The sequence below is a fragment of the Undibacterium sp. Ji49W genome (assembly GCF_049340205.1).
GTDB lineage: Bacteria > Pseudomonadota > Gammaproteobacteria > Burkholderiales > Burkholderiaceae_D > Undibacterium.
Map to the genome: position 1 here is coordinate 16836 of NZ_JBMPOW010000029.1, position 25245 is coordinate 42080.

Below are 25245 nucleotides of genomic sequence, written 5' to 3' on the forward strand. Positions count from 1 at the left end.
CTGTCATTCCTGCCGCCGCATTACATCTGCCTGCTCTCTTCGGCAATTTCATTCAGCAGCCATTCCCTGAAGGCTTTTACTTGTGGTTTCAGCAAGGCATTCGGCGGGTACACCAGGTAATACGCTACCTCGCAAGGAATATCGATGGTGAACAGGCGTTGCAGCAAACCCGCCTTGATATCTGACTGCACAATAATATGCCGCCCTAGTGCAATGCCCTGCCCGTCCACCGCCGCCCGCGCCAGCATCGATGAATCCTGAAACACCAGACCCCCAGTGGGTTCTTCATTATCCAGGCCGGCTGCGCGAAACCAGGGTTCCCAGGGTTCGCCATCACAGCGCAGCAACTGCATTCTGGCCAGCTCTGCCGGTGTACGCGGTAACTGCCCGCCATGGAAATAAGGGCTGGCAACCGGATAATAATAATCCCCCATCAATAATTCGCTGACCATACCCGGATAATTACCCAGCCCGAAGCGTATGCCTATGTCTATTGATTCCCTTGCGTAATCTGTCAGGTGGTTACTGGATTGCAGACTGACCTCCAGATCCGGGAAATGCTCGATGAAACGACCGAGACGCGGTGACAGCCAGCGGGCAGCAAAGGAAGGCAAGGACGTGATTCCCAGGCGTTTTTGCTTGTTGCGGGTTTTCAGTAAATCAGCCGCGTCGCCCAGGTCTTGCAAGGCCTGGCGTATGGTGGCAGCAAACTGTTCGCCATCTGGTGTGATGGAAATACGCTTACCGTTGCGGATGAACAGGGCAACACCCAGTTCCTCTTCCAGCGCCCGCACCTGATGGCTGATGGCACCGTGAGTCAGGTGGATTTCGTCTGCCGCACGGGAGAAATTTTCATGCCTTGCCGCTGCCTCGAAGGCGCGCAGGGCCGCTAAATTGGGTAATCGCCGAAAATCCATGTTGATGTGAATAGAATTAGCAAGACAATCAAAAATTACTCGTTTTATTTCCTGAGTGCAGCAGACTACAATGCTTTCATCGCGGTGCAACAAATCATATTTTACATAAGCTTAGCAAGAATATTTGGATTGCAGCGCATTTCAGGCAGTAAATACAGGAGCATGGAAATGACAAATAATTTCGCAAACCCATCATACACGATAGCCGCTGGCAACACCTTGTCTGGCCATTCGGAAACAGCACGTAAAATCGAAGTGGCATGTGGCCGCGTGTGGCTGACTATTGCTGGCAACCAGGACGATTTCTGGCTGGCCGCTGGTGAATCCATGGTCATTCCGGCAAATCAGTTGGTGGTGATTGAAGCAGAACAGCAAGCCAGCCTGATCGAATTGTCCGCAGTATCGAGCGTGATTTCGATGAAAAACCAGGATTTCCTGGCTGGAGGCTATCTGCAAAAACTGACACGCAAGCTGAGCCAGGTATTTGCCTGATTAGCGAAATAAGCTAAGTCAGCCAAATAGTCAGAAAAATACATAGGAACCCAGTATGAAGCATGCAGCCTTAGTACTGATCGACGTACAGCAAGGTTTCGATGACCCCAAATGGGGCCAGCGCAATAATCCTGCTGCCGAGCAGTACATAGCGGCGCTGCTTCAGCACTGGCGTGAACGTGAGCAAACCGTCATCCATGTGCGCCATCAATCGCAAGAACCTGATTCGCCTCTGCGTGCCGGGCAAGCCGGTTATGAATTCAAGTCACTGGCGCACCCGCTGGCTGGCGAAGCCATCTTTACCAAAAAGGTCAACAGCGCCTTTATCGGTACCGAGCTGGAAGCCTATCTACATGTCAAAAATATCAAACGACTGGTCATCGCTGGCCTGACGACGGATCACTGCGTATCCACCTCGACACGCATGGCTGGCAACCTGGGCTTTGAAGTCACACTGGCCGCCGATGCCTGCGCCACCTTTGATCGCGCCGATGTTGATGGCGTACTGATCCCGGCAGAAGAAATACACCGCATCCATCTGGCCAGCCTGCACAATGAATTTTGCACGGTAAAGAACACGGCAGACATCATTGCACTGCAAGCGTAATTCGGCCCGGATAGAATAGACAACTACCCCAGAACTCATCCCTGATTATGGAATGAGTTCCAGAATCATTCCCGACTACCTTCATTTGGAAATGCCATGACTGCATCTGTACAAGTCCACGTAGTTCACGCCTTCACCCATAACAATGCAGGCGGCAACCCGGCTGGCGTCGTGTTGAATGCGGACCAATATACTGTAGAGCAGAAATTACACATCGCAAAAGCAGTGGGCCTGTCAGAAACTGCCTTCGTCTCGCAATCGGACAGTGCGGCCTTCAAGCTGGAATTCTTTACCCCCAACCGGCAAATCGCCCACTGTGGCCATGCCACGGTTGCCACTTTTTCGCTGCTGCGTGCATTGGATATGGTCGGCGAAGGCATGAGCAGCAAAGAAACCATCGATGGCAATCGTGACATATTGATCAAAGCCGACATGGCCTTCATGCAACAAAAGGCACCACGCTTTCAACCCATTGCTGCCAATGACCATCAATATACCGTTACCTATGACCGCATACTGAAAAGCATGGGCCTCAGCACCCAGGATTTAATACCCGGACAAGTCCCCACCATCGTCAATACCGGCAACAGCTTCTTGCTGATTCCCATAAACAGCCGCGAGCGCCTGTCACGGATACAGCCGCAGCAGGCAATCATCAACGACATCAGCGAAGAATTTGACCTGATCGGCTTTTACCCGTTCAGCCTGGAAGCGCAAGATACCGGTCACGCCGCCAGCACCCGCATGTTTGCGCCGCGCTATGGCATAGACGAAGAAGCAGCAACCGGCATGGCAGCCGGCCCACTGGCCTGCCTGTTGTACACGGCTTTTCAACAAGCCGGGCCTGGCTTGCAGATAGAGCAGGGTTACCTGATGCAGCCTGCCTCACCGAGCCTCATCCATGTCGACCTGGACATCAGGCAGGGTGAAATCCATAGCCTGATGGCGGGCGGCAGGGCCAGGGTAGAAAAAACTCTCAACATTGATTTGTAAGCAAGTCACCTGAATTTTGCGCCAGATCATGCCATTTTCACAAGCAAAGAACTTCGTGGCGCAAAATGTTACACTAGCGGCTTATGCAAGCAGCCATCTCGCCATCTGTTATTCCCCGCATCATCCACCGCGGCATTGAGCCTTACCAGCTCACTTTCGATGCCATGCGCGTCTTTACGGATGCCCGCACGGAAAACACGCCCAATGAATTCTGGATTGTTGAACACCCGCCCGTCTATACCCTGGGCCTGGGGGCTGACAAGTCGCACGTGCTGGCAGCGAATGACATCCCCGTGGTGCAGACTGACCGTGGCGGTGAAGTCACCTACCATGGCCCCGGCCAGGTCGTGATTTACCTGCTGATGGACTTGCGCCGCAGCCACCCCAAGGCCCGTTTATTTGCGCGTGAATTCGTCCACAAGATAGAACAGGCGGTCATCAATACCCTGGCAGCGTATAATCTGGCTGGTGAACGCAAGGAAGGCGCGCCCGGTATCTATGTCAGCAACGGCCAGTGGCAAGGCGCCAAGATCGCCGCCCTGGGCCTGAAAGTGCGCGGCAATGGCTGCACCTACCATGGCGTATCACTGAATGTGGATATGGATTTGACACCATTTTCCTGGATTAACCCCTGCGGCTATGCAGGCCTGGCCACGGTAGACATGAACACCCTGGGCGTGCCCATGCCGCTGCACCAGGTCCAGACCGCACTCGCACAGAATTTGCAAGATCTTTTGACTGCCTCCTGATTTTTCGACATCGCTTCATACCATGACAACCGAAAACACACCCGTCGCCACCGCTGCTTACGATCCTACCGAGAAACAAAAAGGAGCAAGCAAGACAGCGCGCATCCCCATCAAGATCATCCCGATGGAAAGATTGCCCAAGCCAGACTGGATACGCGTCAAAGCCGGTTCACCCACCACCCGCTTTTATGAAATCAAAGACATCCTGCGCGCCAACAAACTGGTGACAGTCTGCGAAGAAGCATCCTGCCCGAATATCGGTGAATGTTTTGGCAAAGGCACGGCCACTTTCATGATCATGGGTGACAAATGCACCCGCCGCTGCCCTTTCTGCGACGTCGGCCATGGCCGCCCAGACCCGCTGGACGTGGATGAACCAGCCAACCTGGCAAAAACCATCGCTGCCTTAAAACTCAGCTATGTCGTCATCACCTCTGTTGACCGTGATGACTTGCGCGACGGTGGCGCTGCCCACTTTGCCGAGTGCATTACCCGCGTGCGCGAACTGTCCCCCATGACACGCATAGAAATCCTGACCCCGGATTTCCGTGGCCGCATGGACCGCGCGCTGGAAATTTTGAACATGGCACCGCCAGACGTGATGAACCACAACCTGGAAACTGCACCGCGCCTGTACAAGGAAGCGCGCCCCGGTTCCGACTATGAATATTCACTGAACCTGCTGAAACGCTTCAAGGAACAACACCCCAACACCCCAACCAAATCCGGCATCATGGTCGGCCTGGGTGAAACCGATGAAGAAGTCCTGCAAGTCATGCGCGACATGCGCGCCCACAACGTCGACATGCTGACCATAGGCCAGTACCTGGCTCCAAGTGGCCACCACCTGCCGGTACGCCGCTACGTCCACCCAGATGTCTTCAAGATGTACGAAGAAGAAGCCTACAAAATGGGCTTCGCCCATGCGGCGGTGGGAGCAATGGTGAGGTCTAGTTACCATGCAGATCAGCAGGCGCATGGGGTGGGGACGGATGTGAAAAGTTAGAAGATAATGAGAAAGTTTAACAGTTAGTGAGAAAAATCAGTAGCATAACAGCCGCCTTTTTCACAAGAACATTATAAACATCAATAACTTACCTACAATTTCAGCCTTTCCCAAGGATGAAAAAATTTGGCGAATTGATTGGTTCGGCGAAGTAAGCTTCCCGAACCGCTTACTTCGCCGAAAACAGCCTTCTGTCCTGGTTCACCTTTCCAGAGTCCTAGATGATCGTTTTTCCGACGATCTGGCAATTCAGCTCTCCCCTCAATCAACTTCACCTGCCAGGTTTCAAAAGAAAGTCTGGCTGTCTATTGGCACCTTACCGCTTTTGCGTATTGGTGATCTTTGGCTAAATGGTCAGTTGAAAGCGCAGCCTGGCTATGAGCTGGAAGAATTTCAGGACATCGATATTGACAGGGATTCAGCGCATCTAATCAAAGCCGGGTTAAATCTCGATGACAAGGGCTTTCTACTGCCGATGTCTGAGCACCCGTGGCACATGAATTGCACCCAGTCCTACTGCGTGATGCTCAATCTTCCAGACAATCGTCGATTGATCATTCCCTGCATGGAATTGATCCGATTTTATTTCGGCTCATCCAGCAATCTGATCACAGCGTTGTTCCTGCCGCCGCTGAATCGAACATCCCTCTATACCAGAGCCGCACTGAACAAAATTAACGGACGCTTATCATTGCAACTTGCGGAACATATATCTGGGGCATCCGCAGCTGATATAGGACGCTTACACATGGACGCCACAGCTTGGCAAGCAGCACTCACGATAGGAACCTCCATGCTTGCCAGTTCTGGCATGCGACAATCGATCTATCCCCAAGGCTTATTTCCTTTTGAAGGAACAACGACATTGATCGCAGCTGGCAAATGGCTTTCATTTGCAGACAAGGCGCGTGCGACATTCATTGTCTACAGCTTGCGCTCCTGTTCTCACGCATTTCCATTCAAATCACTACGCTACGAGAAGTACAGGACGACTAACAGCAACGGTGAGATTGGTAGACCAGGCTCTGGCAGCACCAAAGAGCGTTCCCTCAAATCTGCGAAGGAAGCACAAACTCAAAGTCTCGAAGAACGCGACGGATCAAATAGCTTGGCAAGTAAGACAAAAACTATCCGCATGGAGCCACGCTTTCCGGACCTCACGAAGAAATCCATCTGGAAGGATAAATCGCTTGTCAATAATGACAGCACCGGCAATAAGTATGCTGGCGCAGCGCCTCCTGTTCAAGCGGCTGCAGTTGGTCAACCAGGGTCAGAACAAAGAATTCGATCAGTGGATTTTTCTGTGCTCATCAATAGAGATCCATCACAACGCTGGCCAGTTCCCAACTTTTTAAAACCAGCGATTATGCAGCTCTCTGAGTTGAATCAGCTAAACATCGAACTGTTGACGGAAAGTGAGGAGGACGGCTGGACAGTACCTATCCTCATGCTGTCCGATGAAGATGGTGTTATCGACCCACAACTATTTATTGAAAATGGTACAAACACGTCACGCCCTCGGCGGGTCGCTGTCTTCGCCATAAAGAATCAGACTGAGCACATCAGCCTTGCAATTGTTGAATCCATTCCGTTACACACAAAGCTGTACGCAACGAATGGTCAAAATACTGAAGAAATCTTTGAAACCTTATCCTGCGTCGCAAATGACTATCTTGCTCGCCCTGAGTTAGAAGAAACCAATATTGCTGATCTTGTTAATTGGGTTTTCGATTTTGAGATTTAATAACGGCACAGCACGAGTACTTTCCCTACCAAGCCTAAGCACTCATGCTACCTGCGATCTGATCCTAAAACGCATCCCCGTTTGCGGGTTCTATTTGCCCTTGAAATTGGACGTTACGACCGCCCCTGATGGCTTAACATAACTGAATGCCCCCAAGCATGCCCCAGCTGTTACCAGATGAAAGTTACAGCTAATTGATGCCCTACTTTTGTTTGGCATAGTTTGTAGAAACGAAACCTGGCCATTCTCATACCCACTTCTGCTTTTTCGCAATTCCATTTAATTACGCATGAAATCATTGTTTTATGCGCGACTAGTCAATATAATGTTTTAAGCGAACGAATGAAAGATAAACTATGGTATTCAGAGCAGACGAAGCAGCAAGAATTGGATATGAGCAAGTTGAAAATTATCTTCTTCCCCGATCAAGGGAGGTCAGTGAAGCGGATAGAGCGCACAGTAAAAAAGCATTGTTAGAAATCGCTAACAAACTTGGACCTGTCATTGACAGTTATCCGACATGGCATCCGCTCGTTACCCATCACGATAGCCAGCATCCAACAACAACTCCTAGTGATCAATGTGGATACAAAGGACTCGATCATACGAGGTTCTTTGCTAACGGGTTCATTACATGCCCGTATGGGGATGGCCAGAAAATTATTGATTCTGTGAGAGAGCTTCCACCGCAGCATGCCGCTACCATTACCGCCAGAATATTAGATCTGAAGCTATACAACCCAAATGCTACACCGGTACTTGTCGAGTGTATTTGGAAAAAACCGTTGGAAGCCAATGGAATGATTCCATTATCCACTGCGATACCTTTAATTCTTGAAAAAGAAGTGCCTTGCTGGGAGTGGGCTCAAGTCGCTGAAACCTGGGAATCCATGCGCCATTATCTACTTGGAAGCCCTCACGGTAGTCGATCATCATTGTTTGTGAGTCAAGAAACAGGACAGGCTATAAAAAAAGTATGGAATGAATTGATCAATACGGGAATGTTTGGCCCTATCAAAGAAAGGTAATTGTGGCACCAACATGTTTGGCGTTCCCGACATAGAAAAGTCGAATATCACTTTCACGCTTGAAAATAGGGTGATATTGCAATATGGAAAGTGAAATGCGACCCCACTATCTGTGCCCAAGTTGGACCGATACAATGCATTTTAAGTAGTTATGAAAAATTATTGAATCGAATAATGGTCGTGACAGCACAATTATTCAGACACATTTAATTGGGGGGCGCATGTCGATAAATTCAAAGAAGCAACTTCTTGATCTATTTTCAAACAAGGACCACTGGTCACTCCGCTTGGCCGTATTAGTGGTTTTGAAGACCAGCCCACTAATATTGGTGTACTTGCTTGTACCGCTTATGAGTTCCTGGCCTGCAGCTGGAATATCCAGTCTGTTGAAGAAACTTTTTTGACTGCCTGAGTCCCAAAGAACACATCAAAATTACATCCTGCCCAAGAAGCTGCTACAAACCTATGGCTTTTGCAATCGCTTTCTTGCTCTGATTGATCAACTCTCTGTGTTCCTCTGGAGAGTCTGCATAGAAATCAAGAAAAAACACATGGGAATCAATGCCCTAATTTTTCGCTTCGTTAGCCATTGCTTTTTGTACGGCATGTTTTCGCAAGTCATCAATTGCTAAACCTAAAATATTAGCCTCCTGTTCGCTGATACTTTCCCAGGATTTCTTTACGGCTGGAAATTTGTTTAGAAACCGGGTGTATGCGATTGATTTTCTATTTTCTTCCATAGCGTTCTCCCTTATTTATTGGCTTGAAACCAAGGTGAGATTCTTCGCCAGGCTTTCAAAGCTGATCTAACAAGCCTGGCCGTTAAAATATTTGATGGCCGGAGGAATGGGGGTTAGTGAGCAGAATTTTTTGCATCTATGCGGTTATATGCGACTGAACCGTCATGTGCGACGGTGAATTCAATATCAGATTTTATGTAGCTAGCAGCGGTAGCGCCACAGTACACGAAATCGAATAGCCAAGTAGCCATCAGCATTTGAATGATTGCATTAGAAACGTCTTTGTGTTCTCCCGTCTTTACAGCATTGACCAATTCTTTACCAAAGAATGGAATGGCTCCTGCAGCCCATTCTCTCCCCTCCTGTCGGACGGCCATCTCGCGTTCTTTCGCGACTTCAAATAAGTTTTCGATGTTGTATTGTTCCTCACTCTGGAAATGCGGATCTCCATTGGTATTGAGTACAAGTGTTGTTACATTCATAGACAGAGCTCCAATTTGCAGGGTTAATCGTTATCGCATTAACTGATACTATAAACATAATGCTCTATGTATTCTATCCATGTTTTGCGATGTCTAATAAGAAAATTAAATTCAACAGAAAAATTTAATGACACACGGGTAACTGCACCGATTAGACTATGTAGCAATTGTCAGTTTGAAAGTGCAGTCCTAACAGCATCAGCCATCTTTACTAAATTTGAATAGTCCGCCTTGCTAGCAGTCCGCATCAGAAAATCTCTCAATTCTTCCGCAGATGGTTTCCCATCAAAATCAAAGAAGTCCTTCAAATCTACATCTAACTCGACACGAATTCGCTCCAGTGTTTCTAGAGACGGGTAATGCTGGCCACGCTCGAGTCTGCTGAGCGATTTTGTATCGATACCAATCCGGCTAGACAATTCTTCCTGCGATAGTTGCTTGCGTTTTCGCAGAATTTGCACGCGCTGACCGACCAAATGCCGAACATCCTCCATGTAAACCTCCAAAGTTGATTACCTTCAGTAAATCAACATTGAGGGCTTCTTAAAACTTCTCGTTACGTTTATAATTTTATAAATTCTACTTAATACGTTTACTTTTTGATTTTTTGATCAAAAAGATAGATTTACCACTTCATAAAACCAAGTTAATTTGGACACATCATCATGGGCTCAGCAAAAAGTCTCGGCTTGGCATTGCTTGCAACGTTTGCGGTTCCTGCCGCAGGTTTATCCGGGATAGGGGCCATTGGTGCACTACTTGGCATGCTGCTTTCCCGCGATAACAGGACAAGCGGCGTTTTCACTTTCTTAGTAGTGGCAGCGGTCATCTGCTTTTTGTCCATCCGACTGCTTGCAGGAATGCACAAAAAAGCCAAAGACCTGGTGGAGAGCGTCAACCGGCAGTCCGATCTGAAATTCAACGCCGGAAATCTATTGGGTTATCCCAGCCCAGCATTCCTGGTTTTTGACAAACAAAACCGGAAACTGGCTTTTTGCAATAGCAGCACCGGCGATTTCAAAATATATGAACTTTCGTATTTGCTGGCCTGGCGCTACGAATGGAAGATCAAAGAAAGCATGGAGTTGTCGGGGCCAGGAAGGCAAGTTGGTACGACAAATATGCACATGCCGTCGTTTGAGCGTGTACAGCGTGTCGGTGATTTTGCGCTGATCTTGGAAGTCGCCAATGAGAGCAGTCCTGTCATCAAATTTTACATGAGCGAGAGAACGGCCAAAGAATGGTGCGCAAAACTGAATGCCATCGTCAACGGCTAACAGATGTAGCGTGTACCCATCACGCTCTCTGACAAGAACGATACCTATCACCATATCCAACGGTTTTTCAAGACCGGGATACGACTTAAAGAAATTATGAATTCGGTTCAAGAATTACAGCGTGGCGCAATTATGGTGCGCACACAGTGTTTAGAAACGGTCACTCAGTTCGCTTCAAATAATCCAGGTATCCCAGCACAGGCCGTTGCCATTGGCCTGGGTGAGTTACTCATTCAATTCTCTGTCTCCCAACTCGGGCAGGAACATACGCATCATCTACTGTCGTCACTGCAAGAAGCTGTGCTCTTGTTCGGTGATAAAATTAGGGAGCCACATTGAGCAATCCTGCTCTGATGATCTGATCTGCACAAAGAACACAATTACACGATGAACAAAGCCAAAAAGACCAAAGGGATAATTGCCTTGGATGCTGATGGTGTGCTTCTTGACTATCATGCTTCCTATGCGTTGGCCTGGCAGAGGGCATTCGGAGTACTGCCAGCAGTCAAAGACCCGCTTGCCTACTGGCCAATAGATCGTTGGAGTGTTCAACGAGTGACTGGGGACGAACTGGAGCGGTTTCGTCAGTGTTTTGATGAAGAATTCTGGTCCGCCATCCCAGCGCTGCCAGGTACGCTGGAAGCTTGCCATCTGCTCAAGGAAGCCGGTTATGACTTGGTGTGTGTAAGTGCGCTGAAGGAGACGTACCGGCTCTCCAGGCTAAAGAATATCCATGGCCACGGATTTCCAATCGACGACGTGATCGCGACTGAACACAGTGATACAAGCATCAGCCCAAAAGCTAAGGCACTCAGCGACTTAAAACCTGTTGCCTTTGTTGATGACTATCTGCCTTACTTCCGTGGCGTGCCAACCAGTATACACATGGCACTCATCACCAGGGAATCCAATGGAACTCCAAATATCGGAGACGAACTGGACAATGTATCTTCGTCACATTCTAATCTGCTGGAATTTGCGAAATGGTGGATAAGTTGTGCGCCTGATATAAAGTAAGCTGTCTGTCCTGAATTTCAAGCCAAAATAAAAATGGCCCACATCGGTGGGCCATTTTTACTCTAACCAAAAGAATATCGTATTTCAGGCCATGTTTCCTATCATGGCGGATTTTGACAAACGGCAGTTCTACCAACGTACATTAAATGGATTGAGTAAATAAACGCAATATCTCAAGCGCCGGAATATATGAACCTCGCAGGACATTCACTGCGAGCATCAATTTTGGTCATTAGATTTTCTTGCAATAATTTTGAACCGTTGATACCATCCAACGTTTGCCTGATTGCGATTTTGATAAGCCTATGTTCCGCCACTATAATTTCCAGCGTATTATCTCCAGCGTCATATTGGTTACCTTTAGTAGCCTGACGCTATACCCTTGTGCTGTATCTGCACAAGTGCGCGCCGCTGCGGAACAAGCAAACAATCCACTCCAGACAAGAAGTGACGTAAGCTTAAACCGGATATCAGCCAAATTACCTCCGCTCGCAAGTAGTGCCAATACGGCTGTTGCCATAAAACGCAACAACTCAGAAGAACGACTGAGCCAATTGCTCAAACAAATCCAGGATGAGGTCAAAGCAGTTGCCCCAGCGGTAGCCAACGCTCCAGCCAAAACCGGTTTACTAGCCTTGGCCGCCAAGACAAGTAGCAACACAGATTTGGTCAACCAGCATGTCAGTACCATCCGTACTGCAAACAGCCAAATCAAATCACTTTATAGCGATATTGACCAAAGCTTTAAAGATACTGAGCAACATATCAAAGATGCCAAGCTCTCGTCTGAAATATTGTCGCGTCACAGCAAGGCCGTCGCACAGTATCAAAGCCGCCAGGCCGAATTTGACAAGATCATGGATAGGGTCGCCCAGGCCGACGATAAGCGCCAGGCCAGTGATCGTCAGGCTGCGTTGTCAGATCTCGGCAGCTTCATGGACAAGTATCCCAATGCCAAACCGCATCAATATACTGACCCTAATAAACTTCCGTTTGGCAGCCCTAGCAACAAAGTCAGAAAACCCAACGAAAGCAAGGCACAATATCAGGCCACTCTGTTTCCGCCCAAGTATGAAAAAATCCTGCTTGCAGGTCCAATTCCTGATGGGTTGAAATTAACTCAGGCAACATTGCCTACTATCCCAACAGCACAAGACACGGCAGAAACAGAAGACGTACAACTGACATCGGCCATCAAGGCGCAGGCGGCAGCCTTAAACAATAATCCAGTACAGATTTATAACTGGGTCAGAAACAATATCAGCTTCATTCCCAGCTACGGTAGCATTCAAGGAAGTGACCTGACTCTACAAAACAAACGTGGCAATGCTTTTGACACCGCCAGTTTACTGATAGCGCTATATCGCTCGGCAGGAATTCCGGCCACGTACGTGTACGGCACAATTGACGTATCAGCAGACAGGGTGATGAACTGGGTAGGAGGTGCCACTAAGATTGAAGCAGCACAGAGTTTACTAGGGCAAGGCGGCATACCCAATATTGGATTGGCCAATGGTGGCAAGATCAGCGCCATCCGCATGGAGCATGTTTGGGTAGAAGCCTTTGTTGACTATGTACCGAGCAGGGGTGCGATTAATAAAAATCCGAACACCTGGGTTCCCGTGGATGCCAGCTTTAAGCAGAACGCGTTTTCGCAAGGCATGAATATCAATGCCCAAGTACCACTCGACAGTCAGACGTTGATTGCACAAATTCAACAAGGAGCGACAGTCGACATTGCAAAGGGTTTTGTGCAAAACTTAAATCAAGCCAATCTGCAAGCTCAAATGACATCATATCAGGTGAAGGTGAAAACCTACATCGATGGACAAAAAACCAATGCGAATTCAGACGATATTTTGGGGACGCAAACAATTACGCCAGAAAGTTATTCGATCCTGATGGGCAGTTTGCCATATCAGGTAGTTGCCACTGGGAATACATTTCAGACGCTGCCAGACAATCTACGTTGGAAATTCAAGACAAATCTCTACGCAGCAGATGGCATCAGCACTGGTGACAATGCGGTTATTGAATTGAAGCAAAGTACTCCGAAACTAGCAGGCAAGAAAATCACTCTAAGCTTTATTCCAGCGACGCAGGCCGATCAGGATTTGATAAACAGCTATTTACCCAAAGCTCATACTGATGGTACGCCAATCCAACCAAGTGAATTACCAAATTCTCTGCCTGGCTATCTACTGAACATGAAAGCTGAAATCAGAGTGGATGGACAGGTTGTTGCTCAGACTGTTCAAAGTTTTACAATGGGCAGCTCTGTCAAGCAATCGAATCAATACTTTAATCCGGCCAGTGGAACATGGGTAGGCGGGGATGATGCTGACATAACAGTGGGTGAGTACGATGCAATTGGCCTTGATTTGCAAGGCACTACCTTTGACATGCTAAAAAAACATCAAGAAAAACTTTCAGATACTTCTAGCAAGCTGACCCAGTATCGGCAAAATCCAAACGACACGTCTTCGATTCGTAACCTTACTAAAGACGATCTGACAGGGGATGTTGTACAAAGTGGAATATTAGGTTATTTTTCACATGTTGATAATAATGATGACGTCATGGCTAAAACAAATAGCCAAGTTATAAATTACCGCGCGCCGAGCTATGGTCGATTCTTTGCTACAGCCTCACCGCATTTCTTTTTTGGTATTGTACGTAGCGTCTCATTCGACGGCGTAGCGATGGACATAAAGTCCCTAGTACAAAATGCAGTGGCAAAAAACGATGATAGGGCAACGCGTACAGGTTATCTTCGTCAAATAGGTAGCGCGGGATCTGTTGCGGAGCATCTTATTCCTCAATTTATCTTTGGTAACCCACAATTACCTCCCCTTGATTCGTCTCAACCACAAAGTGTCAGTGCAATCAAAATTCTTGGTATTGCAGGAAATCAGGGGCAACGAATTTACAAACTAAATTCATCAAATATTAGTTTGCACAGCGAAATTCTCACAAGCCTCCAAATCGAACAAGATGTGAAATCTGAGATTTCAAATGCGTTGGCAGCAGGAATGGAAGTAACCGTACATGGGAAAGATGTCATTTTAGATGGCTGGGTCGGAAGCGGGTATATCATTCTTGACCCAAACACAGGCTCAGGTGTCTATAAAATTGCTGGCGGTACAAATGGATCGTATATGGAGATCGCGAATCAATATCGTCTGGTTTATGGGGCTCTTGCATGGGAAAGCATACGTTCTGACAGAACACAAATAGAAGAAGCCGGTGGTTATTCAGAGGCGGTAAGGAATGCCGAACATCTTCTTTTGGCGTACTCTAAAGTTTGCGATGAAGGACAATCGAGAGCGCAGGTTGTACTTTTGACCTATTTATATTTCATTGGAAAGGCTCTTGTTTGGGATGCCAATTCATTACTCAATTCATCAGTGACGATTCCTGGAGTTGGGACGTTTGATTTCCGTGGGTCCCCACTCACATTCGATCAACTTGCTGCGGGTCTTCGTGGTGCAGCATTAGGAGGCAAGTGTGCGCTTTAACAAGAAAATCAAATGGCTGCTTGGCTGCGTAATAATTGTTTGGGGTAGTTACTTTATTTTTGAGATAGTAAACAGTTGGCGAGCTGTTCAAACATTATGCACTGACAGCACTTTAGGTATGACAGAAAGTGAATTGGTTAAATTGACAAAGCAACTCGCTCTCAGATATAGAAGACTGAATCCACAACAAGCAATAGTGATTGCTGACCTAACTCCAGATGGACCTGATTGCCGCATCATTTTTCAAGAAGAGAAAGTCAAGTCTGTTAAGTATAATGGGAATGGATTTAGTAAAAGTAAACCGTGAATGCGCTCTTTTTCGGGTTCGCACAGCAGCGGGAGCCAAGGAAGGTAAATGCCTTTCGGTCACATGCAACACTACGCATGATCGAGTCACTTTGCAGTGTGTGCAAGGCCACACCTGACACGGTTGCACGAACCATACTAAGAGGGGCATGGTGCAGGCGTTGCCACATTGAAGAACAAAAGACTTCCCCGAAAGCTGTACAGCGTAGTCAGCACTATCTTGACAGAATCCGTGCAGTTGTAGAGCCCAAGGGCGGCCGGTGCCTGTCGACCGAATGCAAGACCAGTCGAGATAGGGTCATTTTGCAATGTGCTCACGGTCATCAGTGGGATGCTGTCTACACTAAGGTCATGCAAGGTCATTGGTGCCGTCAGTGCCGAGATGGCGCACGCCGTGGATCGTTGGAAGAAGTCCAGATGATGGCGGCGCAACACGGCGGCAAATGCCTATCAACGGAGTACCACAACCGCCATACAAAACTCAGTTTTGAATGCAAAAACGGCCATGTTTGGGAGACGACGCCAAATAAGATTCAGCAAGGTGGCTGGTGCGCGCTCTGTCAATGGGACGCGAACAGGACGTCGCTGTCGGAAGTGCAGACATTGGCAGCCAAACGGGACGGTGAGTGCCTGAGTACCGTTTACGTAAATAATACGGTACCGCTACAATTCCGCTGTGCACGAGGACACCTGTTTGAACTCAGCTTCAATAGTCTGAAGAGTCGAGGGCATTGGTGCAAACATTGTTCACGGTATACGCTAAAGGACATGCAAGAAATGGCTTTAGCCAGAGGTGGTCAATGTCTGTCCACAGTGTATGTCAACTCCAAAACGCATCTCCTGTGGGAATGTGCAGATGGTCACCAGTGGCGAGCGATTCCTGGCCACGTTTATACCAATAAAACCTGGTGTCCGGTCTGTCGGTACGGGAAGCAACGAAAATCGGTCACGCGCAAGAAGTCAGGGGAACAGCTTTTGTTTGGCAAAGCGGCGGCCTAAGTGTTCAGTTCACACACAAGTACCACCGTTGAGTTGAGTTGAGTTCCGCCTTCAAATCCATTCCACCATCTACCTATTCAGAATGTCTGCAGGCGGAGATACACTGTTGTCCAACACTTTACTGGTCCGATCATTGGCGGATTCCCTCAATAGCAAGAGCTTTGCCCGCCAGGCTCTCGATCTCAAGTGCGCTGACGGCTTCCTGGCATACGCTCCGTTCGCGACAAAGCGCTCCAAGTTCACATGCAATCAAATCATCGCCTAAGAATGGCATTTGTCCAGCTTTCCCAGTTGACGCGATGTAGGGATGATTTTTGTGCGGGTGATCTAGTGCCGAAATCATCGGTTGATAAAGGGCACTCAACTGCAGTTGCGGCAGTTTGCGCTTCATTCTCATGAAAATATGCAAACCTGCCGAGTCGAGGTCACCCCAAAAATGGCAATTTTCATGTTGCAAGAATGTTTGAAAATCGCTAAACGTGCCTTCTGTGCGCCGTAAAATAATGGCATTACCTGCTTCGACAGTGCCTGCAAGCTGATATCCAAACTCGTTTCCATGATTGCTTAGTCCAAAGCCAAATGTACAAATAAACGCGCAGCGCATTGCCGCTTCAGAGAGGATCGCAATTTCAAATGAAATAGGGTTCTCCACCAGAATGACCGCTTCCGGCTGTTCCCCTTTACCGCCTAAGATGACATATGGCGGCCGATCTTGAAACATGTCGATGTCGATTCCAAAGCTCTTCAAGCGACGATCTTCGAATTTTGACAATAGCTTTGACGACCCAAGCAGATACTTTGCACTGACCGTAAAATTGTACTCACCCTTGTGGTTTGCCTGATTACGACGCAGATCTTGCAGTCCTGCAAGTAGCGAAATCATGTCGTCGCCGGAAAATCCATCTAAATGGACCTGTAGCGGCTCAAGGGCAGCCTTGTCCGCAGAATTGAGGGCGGAATTGTCAAGAGTGCTACCCCACAATTCAGCGTGTGGAGAGACAGGTTCGAGAGGACGGCTGACGGTGATGTAACTGCTGACAGGTTCTCCGTTTGAACTTGCCGTAAACATAAGCTTGCCATCTCGTCTCAGTCTTTCCATTGCCTTGCGAATTTCCAACGGATCACCGTTTATATCGCTGCACAACTTAGCGACGATCTTGCTGGTTAGGACACGGTTAGATGTCGCGTTCCCTACACGCTTTAAAAACCAATAATAAATTTGATCTTCCAGATTATTCATGTCGAATATTTACTCCACAATCGGCTGCATTTCGGAATCGCCCGTATTTCTTTTGAAAATGCTGGTGAACATTCCCATATCTCCGGGTGTCTGCCACGGCTCTACAGTAACGAAACCGCGTGCACCATTATCTTCACCAGCTTTTTGATATCGTCTCCCGATCAGGTGAGCTGGAAAAATATCCTTGTTATTGACGTACCTTGTATTGTGAATTAATCCGATCAATTGAAACGCATCGCCAACATATTTCAATCCCTCAAATGCCTCGTTAATGATTTTTTCGTTCGACAGGTTCGAAAACAATCCATCGAAAAATAAAATGTGCTGTGAGTTGCGCAACGCGGCATCACGTTCTTTTCGGCTGCGGTGTTGGTAGGAGGCACGGAGCAATGAATATTCCGCGTGTTTGATCAACCACATCAAATGCAACGCTGTCTTCTGCCCCATAGATAAAATGTCGTTAAATGGGCGCCGATCACCATTCCAGATACCGGTATGCGAAAATTCCACTTTAGGATTAATGAAAATCTGTTTGTACACTACTTCTTTTATTAATTCCCGATATCCGCGCTTCTTACGTTCAAGTTCGGTATTGGTCGGCGCGTTAGCGCGCTCACCAGTAACTCGTTCTCTGTCTTCTATATCCGCTAACAATGATTCGACTACAGATCGGATGTGTACTTCGTCAGCTACTTTCGACTCAATGAAGAATCTGGCCTTCGGAGATTTTTTCATGACGCGATCCAAAAAATCAAGATTGCGCTCTGCTACCCTCGCAAAATCGGTCATATTCTTGATTGAGGCATTCTTACTCGCGTGTGCCAGCTCTTTCGTTTTTTGAAGATCGGCATTGCGTTCCTCGATCGTGTTACTTATTAAGTCGCGTAACGATTGAATTTCTGTTAGTTCCTCGATTGTATTGGCTGATTCGATCTTCGCTATCTCGAGTTCATGTAAACCAGTGATTTCCTTGTGACGCGCTTTCGCGCAGAAATCGGCGCGCTTTTCGCTAAATTCACGCTGAGCGTTTCGTTGACTCTGTTTCAACGCGCCAAGATGTTTCGTATCAACGGTTAGTGACGATATGCTAGCGTGCAGATTTGCGATCGCAGCTGAGATACTGTCCGATGTTCCAGGAGATTCACTGATGCAGGCAAATCTAATCTCCTCCGCGTACTTCTGCAAATCTGGATGAGTTCCCATCTCGCTGCGCATTCTCAATCGAATATCATCCGAGAAGCTTTCCAGTTTCGTCGCCTTGTCTCGGATGTTGAATGCCAACTCGTGCAGGTTTTCTACAAACGGTGCTAGCTTGCTAATCTGCCCATTGATATCTACAATCCTTTCGCGCGCGTCTTCCATAATGCGACTGGTTTCCAATTTCTTGGCTTTTGCATGGGCAAGAAGATCAGCTACATTACGATCTGCCATATTGCTTAGCAAATAGCGCGCTGCCCGCTCAAAATCGATGTCTTGCAAGCGTTGCTGGGCGTTGGCAAGCGCTGTCTGTAATTTCTGCAACTGCTCTTCGGCACCATTCATGAAAATGTGATGGCCGATGCCTTCAAACTCCATCGCTTTTTCAAGTTCAAATTTTTCATGCGAATACGATTGGAGAAGTGTGGCAAGTTGGCTACTGGCTGAAGTCATGGCAACTTCAAGTTCACAGTCGATTTTTTGCTTAAGATCGGCGAGCGTCGCAGTCAACATCTCAACGACAGGTTCAAGCAAATATATTTGGTGTTTTAAATTAGCGTATTTTTCCTCACCACCGGCGGCTTTGAATTCTCTAATGTCGTCCAAGGCTCGCAAAGCTTCATTAGACGACTGTTTTTCCAGAACAACGATTTTCTCGTTGATCTTTTTTATATCGATCTCCAACAATGGCACAGTCTTTTGAGTGAGCGTCTGCAATGTTTGCTTGCCCCCTTTTTTATTGAAAGCTTTTGCAGCGATGATCGATGACAGCGCTTCGGGAGACGCCTTTTTTTCAATATCTTTCAACGCAAAATTAAGCTTAGCTAATTCATCTTGCGCTTTCGTCAAATTCGCTTCGGCATTTCGGGAAAGTGCTGTTTTCGCACGCATGGCCTCAGCATAAAGTTCGCCACCTTCGGCAATGGTGGTTAGCTCGCTCTCAATTTCGACTCGACGCTTGAGATAATCATCAATTTTTAGATTTATCTGCGTTTTTTCTTCCGTGATCAAATCTGGATTGAGCAGTATGTCGACTTGGCGCGTGCGTCGTCCCACCAAGAACGTATGCGAAAGATCATCGACATTTACGACTTCACTGTCGGACACGAAATGCAAGAGAGGAGCGGAAAGGAAGACAGGAACCGTCAACTGTTTTTGCTCAAGAAGCTTCGTCGCGATCTGCGCGTCTTCGATATTTTTCAATACCGGTGCGGACAATGCCGAAGAGAACAACGTGAGCAGTGATGTACGTCGCGCCCCGTCGCTCGTTGCCTTTATGACGGAATTTAATCGTTCGTATGGGATTTTCGCAGCATCAAGAGAAAAAAGCGCTTGCGCATAGACGCGGTTGTCGGCGGCCCCAAATTTTTCGAGATTTGACAAGTCCGTCCGCCACTCGGCGACATCAGTATCGATTTGTCGTTTTTCCGTATGTAATTTGATTCGTTGTTTTGCGGTTTCATTTATCCATTGTTCCGGCGTCAGCAGAGGATGCCGTTCACGAAACAAGTGTAGACTTTCTACGCTTTCCAGGAGAAGCGAAATATTGGTTTCTTCAACGCTAATTTTTGCTCTGTGGCCGCGATCAACTTTGGCCGGATCAAGCAGAGAAGGATCTGCATCGCTGAAATATTTGTGAAATACCTCTACCATCGGGACGAGTTCAGTTAATTCAGATTTCAAAATAGTGGCATTGTTGAGTGCAAGACGCTTTTCTTCCCGATCTTTCGTGCAGTTCTTGACCTCGGTTCGAGGATCGAACATATCTGGGTCCGAGTTACCGAATAACTGTTCGTAAAGCGGCAAAGATGAGCGTAGGCGTTCGAATTCGGCCGTCGATTTTTTTACAACGTCAAGCACATTCGATTTTTCAAGTTGGTCAATTTGCAGCGATCGTTGTTTAGCTTTGGCCTCACTCAACGTCTTATCAGCAAGCTCTTTGCTAGCTGTTGCTGAAGAGTGGCTTGCCACAAGATCGGAATGCGCCTCGCCAATAGTGAGCGGCACATGATGTTTCGTTAACATTTTCCATTGTTCAAAGCCACCGGACAATGTGCCGACTTTGCTGATATGGTTTTCCAACATCTTCAGCATGTCAGAGGATTCGGATCTTGCCCACTGCTTGGCAGCTATAGGGTCGTCCCAATGATCTTGCAGAAACTCACTTTTTCGCTTAGCAAAGTCCACAAAAGCAGTCTCGTCCTCCTTCGCCTCGCGCTGCTCCGACAAAAGTGATTCAACTTTTTCCTGCCATTCTTTGTTTTCCTCTGCGGCCTTTTGTTGCTTCCCGGTGAGTGCAGTCACTTCAATCACTAACTTATTTCGCGCCTTACGATACGGATTGGAGTCAATTTCGCTGGCGGCAATACCAAATGACCGGCTTAATAAGTCCTCTACTCCGTCTAGCTTCGCATCTTTGAGGTTTGCGAGAGTCTGAATAAGCTCTTGGGCTGTCCAAAGGTTGTACCCCGTTAATGGGGAGCGCCTTCCTCCACGCCCATCTTTTTTGAGATCACGATATAAATCAATGACTTGCGGGTCATCGGTGGTTTCTTTGTCAGCCGTCATATCAAGACGAAAAGCTTTGAAATCACGAGATAAATCAATAATTTGCGACAATGCGGTGAAAGATTTTATTTTGTTCCGTTGAGCATAGTCGTTGAGTCTTGAGACTTCCAGCCCGCAAAGCTTTGCGAGGCCTTCGTCAGTAATCAACGCGCCTTCGCGTTTATCAATGAACATGTGCGATAAAGCTTGGAGAATTCGCTTATCTTTCCGCCAAACAGGGCTAGACGGAATCTGTGGCACGGCAGGAATCGGATGGCGCTCAGCAAGAATGTGGAGAATGGCGGCATCCTTAACCACTGTATCCAATTCTTGCTCAAATACATCATTTGTTCGAATGACTGCGTGCGCCTTTTCAAGTACTGGCTCAAATTGTTGTAATGCATTCTCAGCCTGGTCGAGTTGAATCTGACTCTTCGCGATTTCAGTGGTCGAATTGGCCGCGGCCATCAATGATCGAAGCAGGGTATCTTCAAAGTAAGTATCTCCTTTGGTGTCAGCTTCTGACCCCATTGCGTCTTTTAACAGTTCCGGCGCTATCGCCTGCCGAAAAAATGCTTCGTCAAAAGTTTCATCGTCTTCAGGTTTGATCTCCTTTAACATGGTAGATGCGTCCCCGGCACCTTTCAACTGGAAATCAACGTTTTGCCGAACCATTGCAACGTCCATAAAGAATTTTATTTCTTCCTGCCAGTCCTGGTTACGCCCCCACTTATTCCATTTGCTACCCTTAATTTTCTCAACCGAATTGCGGAACGTTTCGTTGCTAATCAGATTTAAACCACCTTCGGTTTTTTCATACACAGGCGCATCCGCCAACCACCCTTGGTATAGGTAGAAATGAGGATCACTGCCGTCCCGATTCCAGCACATGCCGATCACATATGGAATTCCCGGGAATTCGTCAGCCTCCCGCGTAATCAAGTCAGTTTGAAGGATATTTTCGCCGGGCGTCTTTTCGCCGAACTCGATTCGGACGTGTGTCCATCCTTTCTCTGCGGGTGCGCAAAGCGACATGACATTGTCTTTGAGTCGCGCATCTCTGCTTAACAGGTATAAACACGCTTGGGTTATGCTGGACTTGCCGTCGCCGTTATTGATCTGAACCGCAGTTGATTGGCCGCGCAACGACATCGTTACCCCTCGATAAAGAGGAGACCACTGTGTCGCCTCAGATTGGCCGCCAGCGCCAAAACCTTCTGAAAGCAAATTTGCAATTTCGATGTGTGTGATGACGGCCATATTATTCTTCCTCTTGAATTAAAAGCGTAAACGATGCCTGAGCGACGTCAGAACTTGGCATGAGTGGCGCAAGTTGCCTGTCAAAATTCAATTTCATCTCGGCGGCGGAAAGTAATGTTTGACGATATACATCTTCGTCCGTTGTTGATAACAATCCAGCTTCCGTGAGCAATTCCAGAAAGCCGATCACTGCGAGTTTGATCGTGCCGTCCGAGGTATCGGTGAGCGTCTTGTAAATCACATTGTTGGAAATGCTGTCAGGATCTAGCTTACGGACAAGATCGTTCACGTAAGCGCGCACAGATTCGATCAGAATCTCCCTTTCAAATATTGCATCGACGTATTTGAGCATTTCTGCTGGCGCACGATTCTTGCTGGTGTAAATCAAATCAAGATGAACAAACCATATTTGCACGAACCATATTTTTGCTTCCGCATCCGTTTTAATGCTACCTTTGCGCATTCTAGTGAGCAACTTTTCCAGACCAAAAAATGGTGTGGTGCTGTCCGGTTTGCGCAGCAACGCAAAGACCGTCGCTCCGACTGGGATTCCTGGCACTTCCGTGTCGCCCCACTGTCGCAATTGTAGACCTTGACCGTCAAGTATTTCCGCAAGCAAATTGCGCATGGAAGAGTCCGCGTCTCGTAGCAATACAGCGACTTCATTTTCCTCGCGGTTTACTTTTCGTCGGATAGATTTTGTTTCGACATATCGATGTCGCAGCAAGTAAGACTGCACTCGGCCCAATTCATTATTGTTCAATCTCGTTCTCCATAATCGAAATTTCCAAATCCGTGAAAAACAGCACTCCATCGGTTACATCCGCGTCGAGAAACGATCGTGTCAAACTAATCACTATTTTTTCGGTGATGGGTAGCGACTCTGGTGCCGAGAAAATACCAATTAAATCGCCGAGCGCCGAACCCTTGTCGTGCCAGAACCAGCCTTTTTCAATTGCATCCGAAAGGCGCAGCGGTGCAATGCGAAGTGCATCTACAATGTCGGTACCAAAACGGCTTAAAAAGTGAAGGTTGCCAATATGCGAAATAAGTTCATACCCATCGTGCGCAAATGATTGCGGCAACGACGGCGGAATCACCTTTTTAATCTTGATGGCATGTAAGCCATCCAAGGGAGAATAAAACGGTGTTTGTAGTTCCATCGCCCCCCATTGGCGCAACAGAAAATTCTCGACTTCTGGCTTCAGGGGATTCTTGACCTGGTGTATCGCGAATTCGAGAAAAGCGGGCGGTGCCGCGGCAGTGCGATCATTCTTCAACGACGCAGTGACTAGTTCTTGCACAACCCGGTTGAATACTTCAAGGACTTGACGTACACGGTCAAGATGACTGGATAGGCTGTAATAAGTCGAATCGATTGCATGATTTCCAGGGCTGTCCGCCCACTTCATGAATTCCCCCATCGTTGCAGGACTTGCCATTTCGTGTTCGGCCTGTTCAATAATTTCTAGCGTACCCTCAATCACCTTCCTATATCGATCAAAGTTGTCGATGTACTTATTCATTATTTCAGATCGTCCGCGCCGTTCCAATGCACTTCGAACATCGAGAATCGCTTCCCGCAATTCGCGTATGATCTCATCAGCAAATCCGGGCATTTCGTCAAAATCGCTGTTTTGAATTGCGTCCAAAAGATTGCAAGCGTCGCCGCGAATATATAGCGAATCTTTGGCTGCGTTTGACAGCCCGATAAATGATCTACCTGCTGAAGTAAGACGATATTCATCCGCGTAATCCGTCTTTTCAATAATCGCCGTGCCTCGCTTTTCAGACCGCAATGTCTTCGGTTGACTTTCATCCTCGCGACCTAGATACCAAATTTCAGTAGGCCGTCGCAATACGTTTAATACATATTGAACATCAATCTTGGCTATGCCAGGGCAATCCGAGAGTGCAGCATCAAAAAGCGCATCGAGATGTAGGTAATCATGACTGGAGGTCTGGTCGAGGGAATATAGCCGCGACACGACAGCAATGCCGATTGCAAGGTACTGGCCGTCGCCATTCGCATTGCGCGTTTCCGTCGTGAATTCCGCCGGTTTTCCATATTCCCGACGTGAATCGTGCAAATCAATAAATCTTGCAACTGCTGTAATAAGTTGAATTTCCGCTGGCAAGCTGGACGCTGAAAAGGTCATATATTCAATATGTCAATATAATTTATATACCCATACTCTCATGAGTATAATTTATATGTCAATATAATTTTTATGCTATTATGCACTTATGAAAGATATCGCTATAAAACAGACTTCAGGAATTTCTTGGAGTGCCCTGCAAAGACTTCGATTTATAGATTTCCGACTCTGCTGGGAAGGCCGAATTAATCGAGCTGATTTAATGGAAACCTTTGGTGTTTCCATTCCTCAAGCCTCGCTTGATCTTCGCGAATACATGGAGCGCGCCCCCGAAAATGTTGACTACAATAAGAGTCAAAAATTCTATTTTTCAACTCCAGCATTTAAGCCAATTTTTATAAATCCAACTGCAGAAAGCTATTTCGAACAGTTGATCGTCAAAGAAAAAGACGACTCCGACGTTGAGCGTGGCAGCATCCTCGGATCTAAACCTGAATTTGATGTATTGCCGTCGCCGGAGCGCCGGGTAGAACCGTTAACCCTTCGTTCGATCATTCAATCCATCAATACCAGTTCTGCTATAGAAATAAAATATCAGTCGATCAGTACTGATTTGGCGGGGTATCGATGGATAGAACCCCATGCGTTTGCGTCTGATGGTATGCGGTGGCATGTGCGCGCCTACTGCCAGCAACGTGAAAAATTCCGCGACTTCGTTTTAGGCCGCATTCTCGACATCCGTGAGAGTCGCCGCGCTACAGCAGATCCAGCATCCGATAAAGAATGGACGGAATATGTTCGAGTTGTTATAGCGGCAAATCCCCAACTGCCGACAGGACAAAGACAAATAATTGAGCGGGATTATGCTATGACCAACGGCACGGCTGAAATTGTGGTTCGGCGTGCGCTTTTGTTTTATATGACACGACGACTTGGTGTTGAAGAAGGCATAGAAAAATCGCCATCAGCACAACAAGTGATCATCATGAAAATTTTGCCGATAGACAGATGAAATACGGAAAAGCAA

At 47.4% G+C, this 25245-nt stretch carries 21 protein-coding genes; 13 read left to right on the forward strand and 8 right to left on the reverse strand.

What is annotated here, in order from left to right:
• Positions 1-20 precede the first annotated feature (20 nt).
• Positions 21-917, reverse strand: a complete 897-nt coding sequence (gene gcvA / locus ACO0LK_RS25760; RefSeq protein WP_422980215.1) for a transcriptional regulator GcvA — start codon at positions 915-917, stop codon at positions 21-23.
• Between the two features lie 168 nt (positions 918-1085).
• On the opposite strand from gcvA, the gene ACO0LK_RS25765 reads away from it, so the two are divergent.
• From ACO0LK_RS25765 to ACO0LK_RS25795, 7 genes are all read left to right on the forward strand, one after another.
• Complete coding sequence (locus ACO0LK_RS25765) at positions 1086-1409, forward strand: DUF2917 domain-containing protein (RefSeq protein WP_186950126.1); 324 nt, start codon at positions 1086-1088, stop codon at positions 1407-1409.
• Positions 1410-1464: 55 nt separating this feature from the next.
• Complete coding sequence (locus ACO0LK_RS25770; RefSeq protein WP_186950124.1) at positions 1465-2016, forward strand: cysteine hydrolase family protein; 552 nt, start codon at positions 1465-1467, stop codon at positions 2014-2016.
• 96 nt (positions 2017-2112) lie between these two features.
• Entirely contained in the window at positions 2113-3009 is an 897-nt protein-coding gene (locus ACO0LK_RS25775) for a PhzF family phenazine biosynthesis protein (RefSeq protein WP_422980218.1), read from the forward strand.
• An 83-nt stretch (positions 3010-3092) separates the two neighbouring features.
• Entirely contained in the window at positions 3093-3758 is a 666-nt protein-coding gene (gene lipB, locus ACO0LK_RS25780) for a lipoyl(octanoyl) transferase LipB (protein WP_422980220.1), read from the forward strand.
• A gap of 22 nt (positions 3759-3780) precedes the next feature.
• A complete protein-coding gene (gene lipA / locus ACO0LK_RS25785; RefSeq protein ID WP_422980222.1) occupies positions 3781-4764 on the forward strand; it encodes a lipoyl synthase in 984 nt (327 codons plus the stop codon).
• A 325-nt stretch (positions 4765-5089) separates the two neighbouring features.
• Positions 5090-6508, forward strand: a complete 1419-nt coding sequence (locus ACO0LK_RS25790) for a hypothetical protein (protein ID WP_422980224.1) — start codon at positions 5090-5092, stop codon at positions 6506-6508.
• 356 nt (positions 6509-6864) lie between these two features.
• Positions 6865-7536: a hypothetical protein gene (locus ACO0LK_RS25795; RefSeq protein WP_422980226.1), complete on the forward strand. Its 672-nt coding sequence runs from the start codon at positions 6865-6867 to the stop codon at positions 7534-7536.
• Between the two features lie 566 nt (positions 7537-8102).
• On the opposite strand, the gene ACO0LK_RS25800 is transcribed toward ACO0LK_RS25795, so the two are convergent.
• The 3 genes from ACO0LK_RS25800 to ACO0LK_RS25810 form a co-directional block, all read right to left on the reverse strand.
• Entirely contained in the window at positions 8103-8276 is a 174-nt protein-coding gene (locus tag ACO0LK_RS25800) for a DUF6388 family protein (RefSeq protein ID WP_422980228.1), read from the reverse strand.
• Positions 8277-8389: 113 nt separating this feature from the next.
• On the reverse strand, positions 8390-8758 hold the full coding sequence (locus ACO0LK_RS25805; RefSeq protein WP_422980230.1) for a hypothetical protein: 369 nt from the start codon (positions 8756-8758) through the stop codon (positions 8390-8392).
• A 170-nt stretch (positions 8759-8928) separates the two neighbouring features.
• Positions 8929-9252 (reverse strand): helix-turn-helix domain-containing protein, encoded by a 324-nt coding sequence (locus ACO0LK_RS25810; RefSeq protein ID WP_422980232.1) that lies wholly within the window; start codon positions 9250-9252, stop codon positions 8929-8931.
• A 171-nt stretch (positions 9253-9423) separates the two neighbouring features.
• Between ACO0LK_RS25810 and ACO0LK_RS25815 the strand changes: the two genes are divergently transcribed.
• From ACO0LK_RS25815 to ACO0LK_RS25835, 5 genes are all read left to right on the forward strand, one after another.
• Entirely contained in the window at positions 9424-10035 is a 612-nt protein-coding gene (locus tag ACO0LK_RS25815; protein ID WP_422980234.1) for a hypothetical protein, read from the forward strand.
• 96 nt (positions 10036-10131) lie between these two features.
• Positions 10132-10374 (forward strand): hypothetical protein, encoded by a 243-nt coding sequence (locus ACO0LK_RS25820; RefSeq protein ID WP_422980236.1) that lies wholly within the window; start codon positions 10132-10134, stop codon positions 10372-10374.
• A 48-nt stretch (positions 10375-10422) separates the two neighbouring features.
• Complete coding sequence (locus tag ACO0LK_RS25825) at positions 10423-11052, forward strand: HAD family hydrolase (RefSeq protein WP_422980238.1); 630 nt, start codon at positions 10423-10425, stop codon at positions 11050-11052.
• 305 nt (positions 11053-11357) lie between these two features.
• A complete protein-coding gene (locus tag ACO0LK_RS25830) occupies positions 11358-14570 on the forward strand; it encodes a transglutaminase-like domain-containing protein (RefSeq protein ID WP_422980240.1) in 3213 nt (1070 codons plus the stop codon).
• Complete coding sequence (locus tag ACO0LK_RS25835) at positions 14560-14877, forward strand: hypothetical protein (protein ID WP_422980242.1); 318 nt, start codon at positions 14560-14562, stop codon at positions 14875-14877. The genes ACO0LK_RS25830 and ACO0LK_RS25835 overlap by 11 nt, the downstream gene beginning before the upstream one ends.
• A 1128-nt stretch (positions 14878-16005) precedes the next feature.
• Here ACO0LK_RS25835 and ACO0LK_RS25840 read toward each other — a convergent pair.
• The 4 genes from ACO0LK_RS25840 to ACO0LK_RS25855 form a co-directional block, all read right to left on the reverse strand.
• On the reverse strand, positions 16006-17115 hold the full coding sequence (locus ACO0LK_RS25840) for a Wadjet anti-phage system protein JetD domain-containing protein (RefSeq protein WP_422980244.1): 1110 nt from the start codon (positions 17113-17115) through the stop codon (positions 16006-16008).
• Positions 17116-17124: 9 nt separating this feature from the next.
• A complete protein-coding gene (locus tag ACO0LK_RS25845; protein WP_422980246.1) occupies positions 17125-22119 on the reverse strand; it encodes a hypothetical protein in 4995 nt (1664 codons plus the stop codon).
• 1 nt (position 22120) lies between these two features.
• Positions 22121-22747, reverse strand: coding sequence for a hypothetical protein (locus ACO0LK_RS25850; protein ID WP_422980248.1), 627 nt, complete (start codon positions 22745-22747; stop codon positions 22121-22123).
• Between the two features lie 124 nt (positions 22748-22871).
• A complete protein-coding gene (locus ACO0LK_RS25855; protein WP_422980250.1) occupies positions 22872-24278 on the reverse strand; it encodes a hypothetical protein in 1407 nt (468 codons plus the stop codon).
• Between the two features lie 88 nt (positions 24279-24366).
• Here ACO0LK_RS25855 and ACO0LK_RS25860 point away from each other — a divergent pair, with 88 nt between their 5' ends.
• Complete coding sequence (locus ACO0LK_RS25860; RefSeq protein ID WP_422980252.1) at positions 24367-25230, forward strand: WYL domain-containing protein; 864 nt, start codon at positions 24367-24369, stop codon at positions 25228-25230.
• Positions 25231-25245 lie beyond the last annotated feature (15 nt).